This window comes from Pseudomonas sp. CIP-10 (assembly GCF_020911845.1).
GTDB classification, from domain to species: domain Bacteria; phylum Pseudomonadota; class Gammaproteobacteria; order Pseudomonadales; family Pseudomonadaceae; genus Aquipseudomonas; species Aquipseudomonas alloputida.
On record NZ_CP087160.1, the window covers coordinates 1494454 to 1513728 of the forward strand.

Here is a 19275-nt window from a genome sequence, read left to right on the forward strand (position 1 = left end):
CGCTCCCACACGGATCGCGCCAGCTTTTAGAAATTGAGCAAGACAGTTGCTCCCACAGGTTGGACTGGATTCCGCGCTGTGGACTGCACCTCAGAAGATGGACAGATGTCCAACATCTGGGGTGCAGTCCACTGTCCTGTGGGAGCGGCCTTGTGTCGCGAAAGGGGCGCAACGCGCCCCCCGCTCTCTCAAAGGATACCCAGCTCGCCAAACACGAACGCATACTCCAGGGCCACATCCTTCAACCCCTGGTACCGCCCGCTCATCCCGCCATGCCCAGCCCCCATCTCGGTCTTGAGCAGCAGCAGGTTGCTGTCGGTCTTGAGCGTGCGCAACTTCGCCACCCATTTGGCCGCCTCCCAATACTGCACGCGGCTGTCGTTGTAGCCCGCCACCACCAGCATCGCCGGGTAGGCCTGCGCTTTCAGGTTCTCGTACGGCGCATAAGCCTTGATCCGTTCATACACCTCCGGTTCCTCAGGGTTGCCCCATTCGTCGTACTCGGTCACGGTCAGCGGCAGCTCCGGGTCGAGCATGGTGTTGAGCACGTCGACGAAGGGCACTTCGGCAATGGCGCAGCGGAACAGCTCAGGGCGCAGGTTGAGCACCGCGCCGATCAGCAGGCCGCCAGCGCTGCCACCACTGATGGCCAGGCGGTCGGCGGCCGTCACGCCCTGGCTGATCAGGTGCTCGGCGCAGGCGATGAAGTCGCTGAACGTGTTGTGCTTGTACTCCTGCTTGCCGGCACGGTACCAGGCCTCCCCCAGTTCACCACCACCTCGCACATGGGCGATGGCAAAGGCCACGCCGCGCTCCAGCAGGCTCAGGCGCGCATGTGAGAACCAGGGGTCGAGGCTTTCGCCATAGGCACCATAGCCGTACAGGTACAGTGGCACGGTCTTGCCCAGGTCCTGGCGGCGGCGTACCAGGCTGATCGGCACCTGGGTGCCGTCCGCTGCGGTTGCCCACAGGCGCTCACTGACATAGTCATCGGCATCGAATGCACCGAGCACCGGGGTTTGCTTGAGCACCACCTGGGCGCCCGTGGACAACGCCAGCTGGCGCACCTGGGCCGGGCGGTTGAGTGCTTCGTAGCGCAAGCGTATGCGAGTGCTGGCAAATTCCAGGCTGTCCTGCACGTACAGGCTGTAGGCGGCGTCTGGCAGTTCGACGCGGTAGGCCGGCAGGCCCTGTGGGCGTACTTCGATGATCGGCAGGCCGCCTTCGCGCAAGCTCAGGGTGAGGGCACCGGCGTTCAGGCTGAGGCCTTCGAGCATGACCGCGTCGCGGTGCGCCACCAGCACCTGCCACTGTTCGCGGCTTGGCACTGGTGCGACTGGCGCGTGGTACAGGGCGAAGTTGATGCCATCCTGGTTGGTGCGGATGAACCAGCGCCACTGGCCGTCGAGTTGGCCGTGGTCGGGGAAGTATTCGTGGCCTTCGACGCGCGGCGCCAGACAGGTGAACGGCGCCTGCGGGGTGTCGGCGTCCAGCACCCAGGCCTCGCTGGTGGTCTTGCTGTTCAGCAGCAGCACCAGCTGGCGCTCGGAGCTGGTGCGGTAGCAGTGCAGGAAGAAACGCCCGTCTGGCTCTTCGAACACGGTGTGCGCGGCGTCGGTGCCCAAGGTGTGGCGACGCAGGCGCCATGGGCGGTGGGTGTCGTCCAGCTCAGCGAAGAATAGCGTCTGGCTGTCGTTGGCCCAGGTCAGGCTACCGTCGCAGTTGTCGAAGGGCAGGGCAGTGACACGGCCACTGGCCAGGTCTTTGACGTACAGGGTATAGATTTCGTCGCCGCTGGTGTCGAGGCTGTAGGCCAGCAGACGGTGGTCGGGGCTGATGTTGAACGCGCCGAGGGAGAGGAAACCGCCGTTGGCCAGGGCGTTGGGGTCGAGCAGCAGTTGCTCCTGGCTTTCATCGACGGTGTTCGAGTCGTCGGCCGGGCGTGGGCAGCGGTAGTGACGCGGGTATTCGTCGCCGGCGGTGGTGCGGGTGTAGTACAGGTAGGGGCCCCAGGGCGCCGGCAACGAGAGGTCGGTCTCCAGGATGCGGCCTTTGATCTCTTCGAACAGTTGCTCACGCAACGGTGCCTGGTCGGCCAGGCAGGCTTCCTGGTAGGCGTTTTCAGCGTGCAGGTAAGCAAGTACCTCGGGGGTATCGCGCTGTTGCAACCAGGCATACGGGTCGGTGGCCTGGTCGGCTTGGGCAATCGGGGGTTGGGGCTTGGCTGGCATTGAAGATCTCTTGATTGGGGTTGCCTGTGCCGGCCTCTCGCGGGTAAACCCGCTCCTACAGGGATCGCACCGAGGCAGGAGCGGGTTTACCCGCGAAGAGGCCGGCACAGGCAAACACTGTCTGCGCCCGGAAAAGTGTTTATCATAGGCATCTCTTTGCCTGGCTTGCACGAACACCATGACCGAGAACGACTACACCTTCGCCTGGGGCTTGTACGCAGTAGCCGCCTTAGGGTGCCTGCTGGTGGGCTTCAAGCTCACCGGCTGGATGTGGCGCTGGCTGCGCGAACCGCTACGGGTGGTGCTGGCGGTGCTGCTGCTGACCCCGACCATCGTCGACCCGGTCAAGGACAGCTTCGCCCCTGCAATCGCCATCACTGCGCTGGATGTCGCTTTCAAGGTCGGTAACAACGCCTGGCGCGCTGTGTCCGACTTCGCCATGTATGGCATGATCGCCTTCGGCCTGTACTTCCTCTTCGTGCTGCTGCGCTGGCCGCTGGAAAAGCGCGCGCACGCACGCCGTGAGCAGGCCGAAGCCGCCGCCAGGCGTCAGCGGGCCGAGGATGACCAGCTCGGCACCCAGGCGCCGCTGGCTGCCGAGCGCAGCGACCGTTACCGTGACGACTTGCCGCCAGCCGCTACGCGTGGCGCAGGCCGGGTCGAGCCTCGTCTGTAAACGGAGACACGCCTATGTGCGAACTGCTGGGCATGAGTGCCAACGTCCCTACCGACATTGTTTTCAGCTTCACCGGCCTGATGCAGCGGGGCGGGCGTACCGGCCCGCACCGTGACGGCTGGGGGATAGGCTTTTACGAAGGCCGCGGCCTGCGCCTGTTCCAGGACCCGGCCGCGAGCAGCGAGTCGGAAGTGGCCAACCTCGTGCAGCGCTACCCGATCAAAAGCGAAGTGGTGATCGGTCATATCCGTCAGGCCAACGTCGGCAGGGTGTGCCTGTCCAACACCCACCCGTTCGTACGGGAAATGTGGGGCCGCAACTGGTGCTTCGCGCACAACGGCCAGCTGGGTGACTTCAAGGGCCTGGCCAGTTTCTACCGGCCAGTGGGCGACACCGACAGCGAAGCGGCCTTCTGCGACCTGCTCAACCGCATCCGCAGCGCTTTCCCCGAACCGGTGCCGGTGGAGCAGCTGCTGCCAGTGTTGGTCGAAGCCTGTGCCGGCTACCGTGGTCAGGGCGTGTTCAACTGCATGCTCAGCGACGGCGACTGGCTGTTCTGCTTTTGCTCGACCAAGCTGGTGCACATTACCCGCCGTGCGCCATTTGGTGCCGCACGATTGAAGGATGTCGACCTGATCGTCGATTTTCATACCGAAACCACCCCCAACGACGTGGTCACGGTGATTGCTACCGAGGCCCTGACCGAGAACGAGACCTGGCACCGCTACGCGCCGGGTCAGTGGGCCCTGTGGCGGCACGGCGAGTGCGTGGCGCACGGCCAGAGCTAAGGACGCTGCATGTTCAGAAGTTACCTGCGATTGCTGTTGTTCACCTTCGGCCTGCTGGCCGGTATCCAGGTCCCGGGGCTGGTCAAGGACTACAGCCAGCGGGTCGAGGCGCACCTGTTCGAATCGCGCGAGGCACTCGATGGGTTCCGGCAAACGGCCGAGCGCTTTTTCAAGGGCGACTTGCAGGCGCTGCTGCAGCACTACCGCAGCAGCGACGACCCGGTGTTCAACAGTGATGCCAACAGCATCGAAAGCCTGATGATCCGCAACGAACTGCTGGAAAACGAATGGCAGGTGCTGCAAGGGTCATGGGCCGAGCGTACCTGGCATGTGCTGGTACAGGCCGACCCGCAGTTGCGTGAAGAAACCCTCAATGGCTACAGCTACCAGATTCTGCTGGTGCCCGAGGCGATTGGCTGGGGTGTGGGTGCCGGTTTTGTGCTGGCCTTTGTGGTCGAAAGCGTGTTGTTGGGGATTGGCTGGCTGATCCTGGGCGGGCGGCGCAGGGTGGTGAAAGAGAGCTGGCGCTAAGTTCTGCTGTACCTGTACCGGCCCTTTCGCGGGCTTGCCCGCTCCCACAGGATCATCACAGGCCTGGCGGGCCAGGTTGTACCTGTGGGAGCGGGCAAGCCCGCGAAAGGGCCGGTACAGGCAGAGACTGTTGGTCAGACCAGCACGATCCGCTGCCCCCCCACATCCCGCGCATACCGCTCCAACACCTGCCGGCAAACCCCAACCACCTCATCGACCAACGCCACCCCGGTCTGCCACGCCACCACCAGCTCAAGGCTCGGCGGCGGCTGCAACCCTTCCAGCAGCACCAGCTCGCCCCGGCCCAACTCGGCATCCACCAGCGCCGGCGGTAGCGCGCCAATGCCAAAACCGTCGCGCAACAGCCGGGTAATCGCCGCCACCGAGTTCACACAATTCAACCGCGGCGCCTCTGCCCCCGCAGCCTGCAGCAAGCTCAGCACCTCTTGGTGCGGCCGTGAATTCTTCGAGAAGGTGATGATGCGCTCGCGCCCAAGTTCGGCCAGCGATGCATAGTCCCGGTGCTGGTGGGCGCCTGCGGCCACCACCCAGCCCATTGGGTAGCGCGCCAGGTCGAGGCTGCGGATCGATTGCTCGCGCAGCAAGTCGGTCTGCAAGATCACGTCAAGAAAGCCCTTCTGCAGCTGCTCGCGCAAGTTCAGCGCGGTGTCGGCCACCAGTTCGATTTCCACCTGCGGGTAGCGCTCGGTCAGCTCCGCCACCAGCGCGCTCATCCAGGTGTGGATCACCGTGTCCATTACCCCGATGCGAATGCGCCCGACCTTGGCCCGGTCGCTGTCCAGCGACTGCTTCATGGCCTTGGCGGTTTCCAGCATGCGTTCGGCGTATTCCAGCACCTTGCCGCCCTCCGGGGTCAGGCTGACGCCGCGGGAGTCACGCAGCAGCAGCTTCACGCCCAGGTCAGCCTCCAGTGCGGCAATACGGCTGGATACCGAAGCCTGGGTGGTGAACAGCTTTTCTGCCGTCAGGCGGAAGCTCTTGAGCCGGGCGACCCAGACGAAGGTTTCGAGGAAGCGAAGGTTCATGATCAGTTTTTCTTGTTCCAGACCGGCGGTTTTTTTCGTTGGACGCAGGCGAGGTGGCCTCTGAACAATGGCGCCCAGGCCGCGACGCTTCATGTCGCCCATAAAACAATACCAACAAGCCGAGGCATCCATGAACCCCACCGGCGTGCAACAGCAGGTCAGTTCCCTCCGTTCGTCCGGGCCTTTCGCCTGGTACCGCGACATCGACAAACAGCAACGACGTACCTTCTGGAGCTGCAAGATTGGCTATGGCCTGGACGGCATGGACACACAGATGCTCAGTTTCGTCATCCCTACGCTGATCATGCTGTGGGGTATCACCACCACCGAAGCCGGGTTGATCCACACCAGCACGCTGATCGCCTCGGCTGTAGGAGGCTGGGTGGCCGGTATCCTCTCCGACCGCATCGGCCGGGTGCGTACCCTGCAACTGACGGTGTTGTGGTTCGCCTTCTTCACCTTTCTGTGCGGCTTCGCTCAGAACTACGAGCAACTGTTGATTGCCCGAACCCTGATGGGCTTTGGCTTCGGTGGCGAGTGGACCGCCGGCGCGGTGTTGATCGGCGAGGTGATCCGCGCCCAGGACCGCGGCAAGGCGGTGGGCATGGTGCAGTCCGGTTGGGCAATTGGCTGGGGCCTCACGGCCATCCTCTATGCGCTGCTGTTCTCCTGGCTGCCGGCAGAGCAGGCCTGGCGTGCGTTGTTCCTGCTGGGGCTGGTACCGGCAATCTTCGTGATCTTCGTTCGCCGCCTGGTCAAGGATCCTGAGGTCTATCGTAAGGCCAAGGCAGTGGAAAACGCCGAGGCACCCTCGCGCTTCTACGAAATCTTCGCGCCGGGCATGCTCTGGACCACCGTGCGGGCATCCCTGCTGACCACCGGCGCGCTCGGCGGTTACTACGCCATCACCTCATGGCTGCCAACCTTCCTGAAGAACGAACGCGGCCTGAGTGTGCTGGGCACGGGGGGCTATCTGGCCATGGTGATCGTCGGCTCGTACATGGGCTATGTGGTCAGTGCTTATCTGTCCGACCTGCTGGGGCGCAAGAAGAACTTCATCCTGTTCGCCGTGGGCTCCTTCGTCATTGTGCTGTTGTACACGCAGATGCCGGTCAGCGATGGCGTGATGCTGTGGCTGGGCCTCCCGTTGGGCTTCTTCGCCTCGGGTATCTTCAGCGGCATGGGGGCGTTTCTGACCGAACTGTTCCCCACGCGCATTCGGGGTTCGGGGCAGGGCTTCTGTTACAACATCGGCAAGGTCATTGCCGCGTTGTTTCCGTTGATGATCGGCATGCTCGGCCAGAATGTTCCGCTGGGCCTGGGTATCGGCGTGTTTTCTGCGGTGTCCTACGGCATTGTGATCGTGGCGGCCTTGAGCTTGCCTGAAACCCGCGGCAAACAGCTGCAGGCGCGGTAAGGTAGGCCTATGCACAACGACAAGGGAGACCGCGTGGTGGAACGCCTGCTACTCAATTGCGACATGGGTGAGAGTTTCGGCAGCTGGCGCATGGGCCTGGATGCCGAGGTCATGCCTTACATCGATTGCGCCAACATCGCCTGCGGCTACCACGCCGGCGACCCCGGTATCATGCGCCGTACCGTGGCCCTGGCGCTGGAGCACGGGGTGACTATCGGCGCGCATCCGGCCTACCCGGACCTGGTCGGCTTTGGCCGCCGTTCCATGGCCTGCAGCCCGGAAGAAATCCGTGACCTGCTGCATTACCAGATCGGTGCGCTGGATGGCATCTGCAAAGTGCTGGGTGGTCGCGTGGCCTATGTGAAGCCCCATGGCGCGCTGTACAACGACATGATGGCCGACCCGCTCAAGCTGCGTACCGTGCTGGAGGCCGTAGCGGCCTATGACAGCAACCTGCCATTGATGCTGATGGCCACCGCCGACAACCGTGCCGCCCAGGCACTGGGCGATGAAATCGGCGTGCCGCTGTGGTTCGAGGCGTTCGCAGACCGCGCCTACACCGCCAGCGGCCATCTGCTGTCGCGGCGCCTGCCGGGCGCGGTGCATCACGACCCGGCGCGGGTGGTGGAACAGGCGGTGCGTCTGGCCCGAGGCGAAACGCTGTTGGCTGACGATGGCAGTGCCTTGCAGCTTGCCGCCCGCACCCTCTGCGTGCATGGCGACAACGACAGTTCGGTGGCGGCGGTGCGGCAGATTCGCCAGGCCCTCGATGGGCTGGAGGCGTGATGAAACCGCGAATTGAAGTGGTCGCCATCGACAGCCTGATGGTCCGCCTGTTCGACCGTATCGATGAGGCCAACATGCCATGGATGCTCGCCGCCAGCCGGCGCTTGAGCGCGGCGTTCGGCGAGCACCTGCTGGACCTGGTGCCGTCCTACACCACGCTGATGGTGCAGTCTGCCCTGCCGCCAGGCGAGGCCAGGGCGCGAATCGCTCAGGCGCTGGACGGCTTGCAGCCTGACACCGGCAGTGGCGGCCGCCGACACGAGATCCCGGTGTGGTACGACGCCAGTGTCGGCCCCGAGCTGCCTGTGCTGGCGGCCCGCAGCGGCTTGAGTGAAGCGGAGATTGTTCGGTTGCACGGCGAACGTGATTACCCGGTGTTTGCCCTGGGCTTCGCGCCTGGTTTCGGCTTTATGGGCCTGGTCGACGAGCGCCTGGCCAGCCCTCGTCTGAGTACCCCGCGCAAGCGCGTGGCGGCGGGCAGCGTGGGTATTGCCGAGCGCCAGACGGCGGCCTACCCGGCAGTATCGCCGGGTGGCTGGAACCTGATCGGGCGCACCCCGGTGCGGTTGTTCGACCGTGAGCGTGAGGGTTACAGCCTTTTGCAACCCGGTGACCGGGTGCGCTTCGTGCCGGTTTCGCGCAGCGAATTCCTGGCCATGGGTGGTGATGTGGAGGCGCAGGGATGAAGCAGTTGATGATTGAGGCCAGTACGCCGTTGTGCCAGTTACAGGATGCCGGGCGCTTCGGCGTGCGCCACCTTGGCGTGACCCAGGGCGGGGCGCTGGACTGGGTGGCGATGCACTGGGCCAACTGGCTGCTGGGCAACCCGTTGGGGGCGCCGGTGGTCGAGGTGGCGCTGGGTGGTTTTTGCGTGGTGGCTGAACAGGATTGCGTGCTGGCCCTGGCCGGTGCCGACCTGGATGCGTGTGTCGATGATCAGCCGCTGGCGCCATGGCGCAGCTTTGCCCTGGCCAAGGGGCAGCGCTTGACCCTGAAGCAGCCCAAAGTGGGTGTGCGGGCGTATCTGGCGGCACCGGGTGGGTTCCTGGGTGAGGAGGTGCTGGGCAGTTGTGCCACCGTGGTACGTGAAGCACTGGGTGGCATCGATGGCCAGGGGGCTGCGCTGGCTAAACACCAGGCATTGGCTTTTACCGGTAGCAGTGCACCCCTGCGCGAAGTGCCGCACGCGTTGTGCCCACAGTTCGCCCCAAAGCCGGTGCTCGACCTGGTGATGGGCGCGCAGATCGGTGAATTCAGCGGTACCAGCCTGTTCGAGGCATTCAACCGGGAATGGACGCTGGACAGCCGGGCCGACCGCATGGGCATCCGGTTGTTGGGGCCGCAGCTGGTGTACCAAGGGGCGCCGATGATCTCCGAAGGGATCCCGCTGGGAGCGGTACAGGTGCCGCCGGACGGGCAGCCGATCGTGTTGCTCAATGACCGGCAGACCATTGGTGGGTACCCGCGGCTGGGCGCGCTGACGCCGCTGGCGCTGGCGCAACTGGCGCAGTGCATGCCGGGGGCGGTGGTGCGGTTCAGGGCGGTGGTGCAGGACGAGGCCTGGCGGGAGCAGCAGGATTACCTGAACCGTTGGCGGTAGAGCGGGCGGCCTCTTCGCGGGTGAACCCGCTCCTACACACGTCCTGTGCATGCCTTGACGGTGATGTTGGAGCAGGCAACCTCACTTGGACAGGTAGCGCATCCCGTCCTCCAACCCTTGCAGGGTCAGCGGATACATCTTGTCCTCGATCAGGTCGCGCACCAGATGGGTCGACGCGGTGTAATCCCAGGCCTGCTTGGGGTACGGGTTGATCCAGATGACCTTCCTGAATTTTTCCATGAAACGCTGGATCCACACATACCCGGCTTCTTCGTTCCAGTGCTCCACGCTGCCACCCGGCTGGGTGATCTCGTAGGGCGCCATGGCCGCGTCACCGACGAACACCACCTTGTAGTCATCGCCGTACTTGTGCAGCAGGTCGAAGGTGGAAAAACGTTCGGACGTGCGGCGCAGGTTGTTCTTCCACACTGACTCATAAACGCAATTGTGGAAGTAGTAATACTCCAGGTGCTTGAACTCGGTCTTGCAGGCCGAGAACAGCTCTTCGCAGACTTTGACGTGGGCATCCATCGAACCGCCAATGTCGAGCAGCAACAGCAGCTTCACGGTGTTGCGCCGCTCGGGGCGCATCTGGATGTTCAGCAACCCGGCATCACGCGCGGTGTGGTCGATGGTGCCGTCGATGTCCAGCTCTTCGGCGGCGCCTTCGCGGGCGAACTTGCGCAGCCGGCGCAGGGCCAGCTTGATGTTGCGGGTGCCAAGCTCGACCTGGTCGTCGAGGTTCTTGTACTCGCGTTGGTCCCAGACTTTTACTGCCTTGCCCTGGCGCTTGCCGGCCTCACCGACGCGGATGCCCTCGGGGTTGAAGCCGCCCGAGCCGAATGGGCTGGTGCCGCCGGTGCCAATCCACTTGTTGCCGCCAGCGTGGCGTTCCTTCTGCTCTTCGAGGCGCTGCTTGAAGGCCTCGATAAGCTTGTCCAGGCCGCCGAGCGACTGGATCTGTGCGCGTTCCTCATCGGTCAGCGAGCGCTCGAATTCCTTGCGCAGCCAGTCTTCGGGGATCAGCGCCTCGATGTGCCGGTCGAGGTTTTCCAGGCCCTTGAAGTAGGCTGCGAAGGCACGGTCGAACTTGTCGAAGTGGCGTTCGTCCTTCACCAGGATGGCGCGGGCGAGGTAGTAGAACGCGTCCATGTCGGCGAACACCACGCGCTTTTGCAAGGCCTGGTGCAGGTCGAGCAGTTCACGCACCGAAACCGGCACCTTGGCCGCACGCATCTCATTGAACAGATTGAGCAGCATGGCCCTGCTCCTGTCAGCGGTTGCCGCGCCGGCTCATGAAGGCCAGGCGCTCGAGCAGTTGTACATCCTGCTCGTTTTTTACCAGCGCACCGGCCAGCGGCGGGATGGCCTTGGTCGGGTCGCGTTCGCGCAACACCGCTTCACCGATGTTGTCGGCCATCAGCAGCTTGAGCCAGTCGACCAGCTCGGAGGTGGACGGCTTTTTCTTCAGGCCCGGCACCTTGCGTACGTCGAAGAACACGTCCAGCGCCTCGCTGACCAACGACTGGCTGATGTTCGGGTAGTGCACGTCGACGATCTGCTGCAGGGTCGTGCGGTCGGGGAAGGCGATGTAGTGGAAGAAGCAGCGGCGCAGGAAGGCGTCCGGCAGCTCTTTTTCGTTGTTCGAGGTAATGATGATGATCGGACGCTGTTTGGCCTTGATGGTCTCGTCGATTTCGTAGACGTAGAACTCCATCTTGTCGAGCTCTTGCAACAGGTCGTTGGGGAATTCGATATCGGCCTTGTCGATTTCGTCGATCAGCAGGATGACCCGCTCGTCGGCCTCGAAGGCCTCCCAGAGCTTGCCCTTTTTCAGGTAGTTGCGCACATCGTGCACCTTGTCCACGCCTAGCTGCGAATCGCGCAGGCGGCTGACCGCGTCGTACTCGTAGAGGCCTTGGTGGGCCTTGGTGGTGGACTTGATGTGCCAGGTGATCAGGCGCGCCCCGAACGAGGCCGCCAACTGCTCGGCGAGCATGGTTTTGCCGGTGCCCGGTTCGCCCTTGACCAACAGCGGGCGTTCGAGGGTAATGGCCGCGTTTACCGCCAGCTTCAGGTCGTCTGTGGCGACGTAGTCGCGGGTGCCTTCGAACTTCATGGGGGGTTGTCCTCTGTTTAGGGCTGTGCGGGCCTTTTCGCGGTACAGGGTTGTAGGTGCGGGTTTACCCGCGAAGCGGCCCGAACAGGCAGCACATAATCCGGATTTGTTTCCGACTATAACGCGGGGCCAGGCGGCTGCAAACGCAGACCGGGTATTCAGTCCCTGAATGCCCCGTCACGCTGTCTCAGTCAGACTTCGGCGCTGGTTGCTCATAGCGCGCATTGAATGCCTGGACAAACCCGTTGCGCAGGATCTGCAAGAACGCCTCGAAGGCACTGACATCCTGTTTGCGCACACTGCCGCTGAGCTCCACCCGGGTAGCGAACTGGTTTTTCGGCTGGTTCTTCAGCACCGTCTCGGTCGCCCCCACCAAGGCCTCCCACACCGAGCGGAAGAAACCCTTGTCCTTTTCCTCGACGTCCTGTTGCCAGTCGAACACGTCGACATCACGCAGCAGCGGTTTTATATAGCCGTTCAGCCGGCCGTTTTCTGCCTGGGCCTCGATGACCACGTCACCGTGCCCGGCATTGAAGTCGAATTTGCCGTAGGCGCTGGCAAAGTCATTCAGTTTGCGCAGCTCGATGCCGGTGGCGCGAAGCCTGAATTCGAAGTCGTCGAAATCACTGAAAGGATCGAAGGTGGCACGGCTTTCTACGCTCGCATCCCCCGCGATGAGCGCCGTGCCTTCGAAACTTGCGTCGCGACGGCCTTTCTGGTCGCGCACGTTGGTCAGGTTGCGGATGCTGGCGTTCAACCGGGTGGCCTTGAGGTCGACCGGTGGCTTGGAATTGAAGTTGCGGAACGTCAGCACGCCATTGTCGATACGCACTTCGTTGAGGGTGATGGGCAGGAGTTTTTCCAGCTGCTGGCGCCAGTCGGTACCTTGGCCGGTCTGCGACGCCTGTTTGCTACCACCGTCGACAAAGTTCAGCTCGGGATGCACGAAGGTCACCTCCGCCACCACTGCCTTGTCGTACCACAACGCATGCCAGCTCACCGAGAGGTCGATCAGTGGGGCGTCGAGAAACGGTACGGGCACCTTGCCGGTGGTCTTGACGATTTTCAGCCCGTTTATCTGATAGGCACCGCGCCACCAGGCCAGGTCCACATCGGCTACCTGGCCGCGGTAGTCTCCCATGTCGGCCAGCTTGTCGTTGAGGTAGTCGCGCACCAGGTAGGGCAGGGCCAGGTGCAGCGCCACCAGCAGCACGATCAGGCTGGCCAGGCCGACCAGCGGCCAGCGATAGCGGGCTTTCATGAGGCTGTCTCCAAGGCGGGATGTGCGGTTGACCGCAACGTGCCGGGCTGAGTTCGAACAGGCTTTACGGGCCACCGCCGCAGGCTTACCCTTGAGGCATTTCCCTGCTTTTTCATGCCAAGGACCCCTGCCATGAGCCGTATCTTTGCAGACAACGCCCACTCCATCGGTAACACGCCGCTGGTGCAGATCAATCGCATCGCCCCGCGCGGCGTGACCATCCTGGCCAAGATCGAAGGGCGCAACCCCGGGTACTCGGTCAAATGCCGCATTGGCGCGAACATGGTCTGGGACGCCGAAAGCAGCGGCAAGCTCAAACCGGGCATGACCATCGTCGAGCCCACCTCGGGCAACACCGGTATCGGCCTGGCCTTCGTCGCCGCCGCCCGCGGCTACAAGCTGATGCTGACCATGCCCGCCTCGATGAGCCTGGAGCGCCGCAAGGTGCTGAAGGCACTGGGCGCCGAGCTGGTATTGACCGATCCGGCCAAGGGCATGAAGGGCGCCATCGAGAAGGCCAACGAAATCGTCGCCTCCGACCCGGAGCAGTACTTCCTGCCGGGCCAGTTCGAAAACCCGGCCAACCCGGCCATTCACGAGAAAACCACCGGCCCTGAGATCTGGAACGACACGGACGGCGCCATCGACGTGCTGGTGGCGGGTGTGGGCACTGGCGGCACCATCACCGGCGTGTCGCGTTACATCAAACATACCCAGGGCAAGGCCATCCTGTCGGTGGCAGTGGAGCCCGTGGCATCGCCGCTGATCAGCCAGACCCTGGCCGGCGAAGAACTCAAGCCCAGCCCGCACAAAATCCAGGGCATCGGCGCCGGCTTCGTGCCGAAAAACCTCGACCTGTCGATCGTCGACCAAGTGGTGACGGTGACCGACGAAGAGTCCAAGGCCATGGCGATTCGCCTGATGCAGGAAGAGGGCATCCTTTGTGGTATTTCCTGCGGTGCGGCAATGGCGGCAGCGGTGCGCCTGGCCGAAAAACCGGAAATGCAGGGTAAGACCATCGTCGTAATCCTGCCCGATTCGGGCGAGCGATACTTGTCGAGCATGCTGTTCAGCGACATGTTCAGCGAGCAGGAAAACCAGCAGTAATCGGCCTTCCCGCTGATCCGGCGCAACAATCGGCGGCCTGGTTTATTGCAAAATCTTCATGAATGCGATCCCGCCCGGGTTGTTTTTACCGCGGCGGGATCGGTTTATGATGGCAGGATGATTTTCTGGAGAGCAGGCAGCGCAGCCCTGGCTCTTCCCCAAGGAGTGAAAGCATGACCTTTTCCTTTGCAGCCAAGGCGGGTGTCTTGCTGGTGTTTTTCGGCAGCGTGCTGTTCGTGCACCTGCGCGGCAAGGCCCGCCTGCCGGTGTTGCGCCAGTTCGTCAACCATTCGGCGCTGTTCGCCCCCTATAACGCGTTGATGTACCTGTTTTCCGGCGTGCCGTCCAAGCCCTACCTGGATCGCCAGCGCTTCCCGGAGCTGGACGTGTTGAAGGACAACTGGCAGGAAATTCGCGAAGAGGCCATGCGCCTGTTCGACGAAGGCTATATCCGTGCCGCTGAGAAAGATAACGACGCCGGCTTCGGTTCGTTCTTCAAGAAAGGCTGGAAGCGCTTTTACCTGAAGTGGTACGACAAACCGCTGCCTTCGGCGCAAACCCTGTGCCCGCGCACTGTCGAGCTGGTCAGCAGCATCCCCAATGTCAAGGGCGCAATGTTTGCCCTGCTGCCCGGCGGCAGCCACCTGAACCCGCACCGCGACCCGTTCGCAGGCTCGCTGCGTTATCACCTGGGGCTGTCCACGCCCAACTCCGACGCATGCCGCATCTACGTGGACGGTGAGCAGTACGCCTGGCGTGATGGCGAAGACGTGATGTTCGACGAAACCTACGTGCACTGGGTCAAGAACGAAACCGACGTAACCCGCGTGATCCTGTTCTGCGACATCGAGCGCCCGCTGAGTAGCCCACTGATGACGCGCATCAACCGTAAGGTCAGTGCCTTCCTCGGCCGCGCCACCGCGCCGCAGAACACCGACGACGAGCGCGTGGGCGGGATCAACCAGGCGTACGCCTGGAGCAAGCGCTTCAGCAACAGGATCAGCAGCCATGTGAAGCAGTTCAAGCGCGCCAACCCCAAGGCTTACCGCGTGCTGCGGCCGGTACTGGCGGTGGTGGTGGCGTATCTGTTGTATCGCTGGTTGTTCTGAGTTTTTCTGCGCTAACCAGCCTCTTTGCGGGGCAATCCCGCTGCCACCGGTGCGCCTCATCCTTCAAGGACGAGGGTGCGCTTGTGGCAGCGGGGTTGTGCCGCGAAGAATCACTCGCTATATTCCAGAACATTCACTTTCTCAAAGACCGCGTTCATGCCAGCCATCCCTTCCACCACACGCTTTGCCATCGCGCCAGTCGCGGGCTTGGTCGTGCGTGGTAGCCAGCAGCCGGTCATGATCTGTCACTCCCCACCACCTGTCAGTGGCGTCGTAGGCGGCGTAGCTCCGCCTCATTGCGTGGTTGTGCTGGGCTGATCGGCTTCGTGCCGCAACCCTTCGCACGCGCAACGTACTGAACACGGTCGGCTACTGCTCACGTTGAAGCGCACGCCGTCCGTTTGGCTTATCTGCCTACTATCAGGTGGCAATTCATGTCTGTCTTTACCAAAACGTCCGTGGCCTCGGCGGCCACTACCTGCCTGTTCGTCCTGCTGTGGAGCAGCGGGGCGATCGTCTCCAAGCTCGGCCTGGCGCATGCCAGCCCGTTTGCCTTTCTGCTGTTGCGCTCGGCGCTGGCCCTGGCCGGCCTGTTGCTGATCGGCCCGTTGCTAGGGCTGCGCTGGCCGCGTACTCGCGGGAGCATTCTGCGCGCCCTGGGTACCGGTTGTGTGCTGCTCGGTGCCTATCAGATCTTCTATCTGTTGGCGCTTGATACCCATGTCACCCCCGGCGTCATGGCCACGGTGATGGGGGTACAACCGATCCTCACCGTGGTGCTGATGGAACGCCAGCGCTCCTGGAGCCGTTTGTTCGGCCTGGGTTTGGGGTTGGGTGGCTTGATCATGGTGGTCTACCAGGGCATCAACCTGGGCGGGGTATCGCTGGCGGGCATGCTGTTCGCCCTGCTGGCGTTGGTCAGCATGACCTTTGGCTCGATCCTGCAGAAGCGCATTACCGACAACCCCATGGGCACGCTGCCGCTGCAGTACCTGGCCGGCTTTGCCATGTGCGCGCTGTTCGCACCTCTGCAACCGCTTCATGTCGAGTGGACCGGCAGCTTCGTCGGTGCGCTGCTGTGGATGGGCCTGGTGGTCTCGCTGCTGGCAACCTTGCTGCTGTACCGGCTGATCGCCAAGGGCAACCTGGTCAATGTCACCAGCCTGTTCTACCTGGTGCCGGCAGTGACTGCGGTAATGGACTTGCTGATCTTCGGTAACCGCCTGGCACCGCTCAGCCTGTTGGGCATGGGGCTGATCGTGGTAGGGCTGCTGTTCGTGTTTCGCAAGCCTGCCGCGCGCCTGGCCGAGGCGTAGGCCCTAGCGGAATTCTTCGGGGATGGCGTGGCGCAACACGCCTTCCTCGAAGTCCAGCAGGCCGGCTTCGCGCTGGGTGAGCAGGTAGTAGAGCAGGGTATCGAGCGAGCGTTGCGGTGGGACCTCGACCGCCAACATCTTCACTGCTTGCTCGGTTTCACAGGCGCAGCCGAAATCCAGCAATGCTGCGCGCACCTGGTCGAGGGTTTCCGGTGGTTTGACGACCACCCGGAACACCGAGCTGCCGCTGCTGTGGCGCAGCGCTGCGAACCAGGTTTCGCCTGCTTCCTCGCGGGTGTCGATCACGTCGCCCGGGGCGATGCCATAGACATGGAAGGGGATGTTGTCGATGGCATAGCCGCCTTCCACGGCCTTGGCCCACAGGCCCTCGACCGAGGCTGGTGGGTAGCCGTTCTCGTCCTGTTCCAGGCGGAACAGGACCTTTTTGTACGCGCTGTTCATGCCGTACTCCGCTTCAGCTGCGCGCCGGGCGCAGCACCAGCCACAAGGCCAGGCCAATCAGCAGGCCGCCGTATAGGTGCGCCATCGACAACGGCTCATTCAGCAGCCATGCCCCCCACAATACGCCGAATACCGGGATCAGGAACGTTACGGTGCTGGCTTTTACCGGGCCGATTTCCTCGAGCAGGCGGAAGTACAGGATGTAGGCAAAGGCGGTGCACAGCAAACCCAGCCCCAGCAACGACAACCACACCTCCCAGCCCCCCCAGCTGGCGGGCGGTTGGGTGAGTGCGCTCCAGCCGAACAGCGGGGTCAGCATGAGCGTTGCGCCGAGCATGCTGCCCAGCGCGGAAAGACGGCTGTCCAGGCCACTGATCCAGCGGCGGGCGAGGAACCCGGCAAAGCCGTAGCAGGTGGTGGCCGCCAGGCAGGCGAGGGCGCCTTGCAGCAGGGCCATGTCCAGTGCCACCGGGCCGGCGCCGCTGAGGATGCCGACGCCGAACAGGCCAAGGAAGATGCCGCAGAGTTTGGCCAGGGTCATTGGCTCGCGGAAGAACAGTACGCCGACCAGCACACCCATCAGCGGAGTGGTGGCGTTGAAGATCGCCGAATAGCCGGCCGGCAGCACCTGGGCCGCCACCGAGTAGAAGGTGGCGGGGATGCCGGAGTTGATCATGCCCAGCACCAGGCACGCACCGAGCTTGCCCTGGAAGTCCCAGCGCACGCGGGCGGCGGCCAGAAGCACGATCAGGCCCAGGCAGGCGATGGAAACCCGGAAGAACGCGGTCGGCACCGTGCCCAGTTCGGGGGCGATGATGCGCATGAACAGGAAACTCGCTCCCCAGACGGCGGCAAGGGTCAGCAGGCGGGCTAGGGCGATGGGGCTCACAACGGTCTCCGGAGGTAAGGCAGGGGCGCGAGTGTACGCCACGGGGCGGGGGGATTCTTGTGCTTTCTTGCTGTGTAATTCCTCTTGGGCTGCGGGGCTCTGGGCAAGGCAGCTGCAACTACAGCTCGGGCCTTCAATGGCCGTAACCCATGAAGCCAAGGGCGGCTAAGCTCTGTACTCAATCCCAGCTCCGAGGCCCCACGCATGTCCCAGCCCTGGCCCGCTGTCGAAATCGCCCGGATGATCCTCGCCGGCTTCGACGACTACCGCGATCATTTCCAGCGCATCACCCTGGGTGCTCGCCAGCGCTTCGAGCAGGCGCGCTGGCAGGATATCCAGCAGGCCGCCGCCGCCCGCATCAATCTCTACGAAGAGAAAGTCGCCGAAGTCAACGGTTGGCTGCGCCAGGCCTTTGCCGCAGAGGTGCTGCTGGACGTGGAACAGTGGCCGCTGGTGAAAAACGCCTATATCCACCTGATCGACCCACGCCTGGACGACGAGCTGGCAGAGACCTGGTACAACTCGCTGTTTTGCAGCCTGTTCAGCCATGACCTGATCAGCGACGGCTGCATGTTCATCCACACGACCCGGCCTTCCATGCGCGGCCGCGAGCGCGCGGCGCAAACCCGTACCTATCGGCTTGACGGCAGTCTCAGGAACTTGCTGCGCGCGGTGTTCGCCGATTACCCGTTCGACATGCCGTATGGCGACCTGGAAGGCGACCTGGCGCGGCTGGAAGAACAACTGCGCGAATGCCTGCCCGACTGGGTGTGCAAGGACCCGGCGCTGGCCGTGGAGCTGTTTGTACCCGTGCTTTACCGCAATAAGGGGGCCTATCTGGTCGGCCGCCTGTACAACAGCGATGAGCAGTGGCCGTTGGTGATTCCCTTGTTGCACCGCGAGGGCCACGGTATCGAAGCCGATGCACTGATCACCGACGAGGCCGAGGTGTCGATCATCTTTTCGTTTACCCGCTCTTACTTCATGGCCGATGTCCCGGTGCCCGCCGAGTTCGTCAATTTCCTCAAGCGCATCCTGCCGGGCAAGCACATTGCCGAGCTATACACCTCGATCGGGTTCTACAAGCAGGGCAAGTCGGAGTTCTACCGCGCGCTGATCAACCACCTGGCCAGCAGTGATGACCGCTTTGTCATGGCGCCAGGGGTGCGGGGCATGGTCATGAGCGTGTTCACCTTGCCCGGCTTCAATACGGTGTTCAAGATCATCAAGGACCGCTTCTCGCCATCGAAAACCGTGGACCGCGCCACGGTGATCGACAAGTACCGGCTGGTGAAGAGCGTCGACCGGGTGGGGCGTATGGCTGACACCCAGGAGTTTGCCGATTTTCGCTTTCCGCGCAGCAAGTTCGAGCCGGATTGCCTGGCCGAGTTGCTGGAGGTGGCACCGTCGACGGTGGCGCTGGAGGGCGACACGGTGCTGATCCGCCACTGTTGGACCGAGCGGCGCATGACGCCGTTGAACCTGTACCTGGAGCATGCCACCGAGGGCCAGGTGCTGGAGGCGCTGGAGGACTACGGCCTGGCCATCAAGCAGCTGGCGGCGGCGAACATCTTCCCCGGCGACATGTTGCTGAAGAACTTTGGTGTGACCCGTCATGGCCGGGTAGTGTTTTACGACTATGACGAAATCAGCTTCCTGACCGAGGTGAATTTCCGCCACATTCCGCCACCGCGTTACCCGGAGGACGAAATGTCGGGCGAGCCGTGGTACTCGATCGGGCCGCATGATGTGTTCCCCGAAGAGTTTCCGCCGTTTCTGTTTGCCGATATGGGCCAGCGGCGGTTGTTCAGCCGCTTGCATGGGGAACTGTATGACGCGGATTACTGGAAGGGGCTGCAGGCGGCGATACGTGAGGGGAAAGTGATCGATGTGTTTCCGTATCGGCGCAAGGCCCGGTGAATCAGGTCGAACAGACC

Annotated in this window: 19 protein-coding genes; 11 read left to right on the forward strand and 8 right to left on the reverse strand. The window is 63.2% G+C overall.

What is annotated here, in order from left to right; all coding sequences use genetic code 11:
• Nucleotides 1-188: 188 nt before the first annotated feature.
• The gene (locus tag LMH93_RS06770) at nucleotides 189-2231 is read right to left on the reverse strand and encodes a S9 family peptidase (RefSeq protein ID WP_230064947.1); all 2043 of its coding nucleotides are present in this window, start codon (nucleotides 2229-2231) and stop codon (nucleotides 189-191) included.
• A gap of 178 nt (nucleotides 2232-2409) precedes the next feature.
• Between LMH93_RS06770 and LMH93_RS06775 the strand changes: the two genes are divergently transcribed.
• The 3 genes from LMH93_RS06775 to LMH93_RS06785 are packed head-to-tail and all read left to right on the forward strand — an operon-like array spanning nucleotide 2410 to nucleotide 4226.
• A complete protein-coding gene (locus LMH93_RS06775; RefSeq protein WP_003254673.1) occupies nucleotides 2410-2907 on the forward strand; it encodes a hypothetical protein in 498 nt (165 codons plus the stop codon).
• A gap of 14 nt (nucleotides 2908-2921) precedes the next feature.
• Nucleotides 2922-3695: a class II glutamine amidotransferase gene (locus LMH93_RS06780; protein ID WP_003254671.1), complete on the forward strand. Its 774-nt coding sequence runs from the start codon at nucleotides 2922-2924 to the stop codon at nucleotides 3693-3695.
• Nucleotides 3696-3704: 9 nt separating this feature from the next.
• Nucleotides 3705-4226, forward strand: a complete 522-nt coding sequence (locus LMH93_RS06785; RefSeq protein WP_012051506.1) for a DUF2937 family protein — start codon at nucleotides 3705-3707, stop codon at nucleotides 4224-4226.
• A 134-nt stretch (nucleotides 4227-4360) separates the two neighbouring features.
• Here the strand turns inward: LMH93_RS06785 and LMH93_RS06790 are convergent, their stop codons facing one another.
• Nucleotides 4361-5272 (reverse strand): LysR family transcriptional regulator, encoded by a 912-nt coding sequence (locus LMH93_RS06790; RefSeq protein ID WP_003254668.1) that lies wholly within the window; start codon nucleotides 5270-5272, stop codon nucleotides 4361-4363.
• Between the two features lie 130 nt (nucleotides 5273-5402).
• On the opposite strand from LMH93_RS06790, the gene LMH93_RS06795 reads away from it, so the two are divergent.
• From LMH93_RS06795 to LMH93_RS06810, 4 genes are read left to right on the forward strand one after another with little or no spacing between them, the layout of a single operon-like run.
• A complete protein-coding gene (locus tag LMH93_RS06795; RefSeq protein ID WP_003254666.1) occupies nucleotides 5403-6689 on the forward strand; it encodes an MFS transporter in 1287 nt (428 codons plus the stop codon).
• A 9-nt stretch (nucleotides 6690-6698) separates the two neighbouring features.
• On the forward strand, nucleotides 6699-7475 hold the full coding sequence (locus tag LMH93_RS06800) for a 5-oxoprolinase subunit PxpA (protein ID WP_033726002.1): 777 nt from the start codon (nucleotides 6699-6701) through the stop codon (nucleotides 7473-7475).
• Nucleotides 7475-8161 (forward strand): 5-oxoprolinase subunit PxpB, encoded by a 687-nt coding sequence (gene pxpB / locus LMH93_RS06805; RefSeq protein WP_003254664.1) that lies wholly within the window; start codon nucleotides 7475-7477, stop codon nucleotides 8159-8161. Before LMH93_RS06800 ends, pxpB begins: the two co-directional genes overlap by 1 nt.
• Nucleotides 8158-9075, forward strand: coding sequence for a biotin-dependent carboxyltransferase family protein (locus tag LMH93_RS06810; RefSeq protein WP_003254662.1), 918 nt, complete (start codon nucleotides 8158-8160; stop codon nucleotides 9073-9075). The genes pxpB and LMH93_RS06810 overlap by 4 nt, the downstream gene beginning before the upstream one ends.
• Nucleotides 9076-9156: 81 nt before the next feature.
• Here the strand turns inward: LMH93_RS06810 and LMH93_RS06815 are convergent, their stop codons facing one another.
• From LMH93_RS06815 to LMH93_RS06825, 3 genes are all read right to left on the reverse strand, one after another.
• A complete protein-coding gene (locus LMH93_RS06815) occupies nucleotides 9157-10335 on the reverse strand; it encodes a vWA domain-containing protein (protein WP_003254660.1) in 1179 nt (392 codons plus the stop codon).
• 13 nt (nucleotides 10336-10348) lie between these two features.
• Nucleotides 10349-11194, reverse strand: coding sequence for an AAA family ATPase (locus tag LMH93_RS06820; RefSeq protein ID WP_003254658.1), 846 nt, complete (start codon nucleotides 11192-11194; stop codon nucleotides 10349-10351).
• A 187-nt stretch (nucleotides 11195-11381) separates the two neighbouring features.
• The gene (locus tag LMH93_RS06825; protein ID WP_003254656.1) at nucleotides 11382-12455 is read right to left on the reverse strand and encodes a DUF748 domain-containing protein; all 1074 of its coding nucleotides are present in this window, start codon (nucleotides 12453-12455) and stop codon (nucleotides 11382-11384) included.
• Between the two features lie 132 nt (nucleotides 12456-12587).
• Between LMH93_RS06825 and cysK the strand changes: the two genes are divergently transcribed.
• Together cysK and LMH93_RS06835 are read left to right on the forward strand one after the other, a co-directional pair.
• Entirely contained in the window at nucleotides 12588-13562 is a 975-nt protein-coding gene (cysK, locus tag LMH93_RS06830; RefSeq protein WP_003254654.1) for a cysteine synthase A, read from the forward strand.
• A gap of 173 nt (nucleotides 13563-13735) precedes the next feature.
• A complete protein-coding gene (locus LMH93_RS06835; RefSeq protein ID WP_003254653.1) occupies nucleotides 13736-14671 on the forward strand; it encodes an aspartyl/asparaginyl beta-hydroxylase domain-containing protein in 936 nt (311 codons plus the stop codon).
• 110 nt (nucleotides 14672-14781) lie between these two features.
• Here the strand turns inward: LMH93_RS06835 and LMH93_RS29630 are convergent, their stop codons facing one another.
• Nucleotides 14782-14910, reverse strand: a complete 129-nt coding sequence (locus tag LMH93_RS29630; protein ID WP_003254652.1) for a hypothetical protein — start codon at nucleotides 14908-14910, stop codon at nucleotides 14782-14784.
• Nucleotides 14911-15105: 195 nt separating this feature from the next.
• Between LMH93_RS29630 and LMH93_RS06840 the strand changes: the two genes are divergently transcribed.
• Nucleotides 15106-15987, forward strand: coding sequence for a DMT family transporter (locus tag LMH93_RS06840; RefSeq protein WP_003254651.1), 882 nt, complete (start codon nucleotides 15106-15108; stop codon nucleotides 15985-15987).
• Nucleotides 15988-15990: 3 nt separating this feature from the next.
• On the opposite strand, the gene LMH93_RS06845 is transcribed toward LMH93_RS06840, so the two are convergent.
• Both LMH93_RS06845 and LMH93_RS06850 read right to left on the reverse strand, forming a co-directional pair.
• The gene (locus LMH93_RS06845; RefSeq protein WP_004576044.1) at nucleotides 15991-16449 is read right to left on the reverse strand and encodes a DUF4265 domain-containing protein; all 459 of its coding nucleotides are present in this window, start codon (nucleotides 16447-16449) and stop codon (nucleotides 15991-15993) included.
• A 13-nt stretch (nucleotides 16450-16462) separates the two neighbouring features.
• Nucleotides 16463-17338 carry a DMT family transporter gene (locus LMH93_RS06850; RefSeq protein ID WP_004576045.1) on the reverse strand — a complete coding sequence of 292 codons (876 nt, stop codon included), beginning with the start codon at nucleotides 17336-17338 and terminating at the stop codon, nucleotides 16463-16465.
• Nucleotides 17339-17542: 204 nt separating this feature from the next.
• Here LMH93_RS06850 and aceK point away from each other — a divergent pair, with 204 nt between their 5' ends.
• On the forward strand, nucleotides 17543-19258 hold the full coding sequence (gene aceK / locus LMH93_RS06855; protein ID WP_003254647.1) for a bifunctional isocitrate dehydrogenase kinase/phosphatase: 1716 nt from the start codon (nucleotides 17543-17545) through the stop codon (nucleotides 19256-19258).
• The last annotated feature ends 17 nt before the right edge of the window (nucleotides 19259-19275 follow it).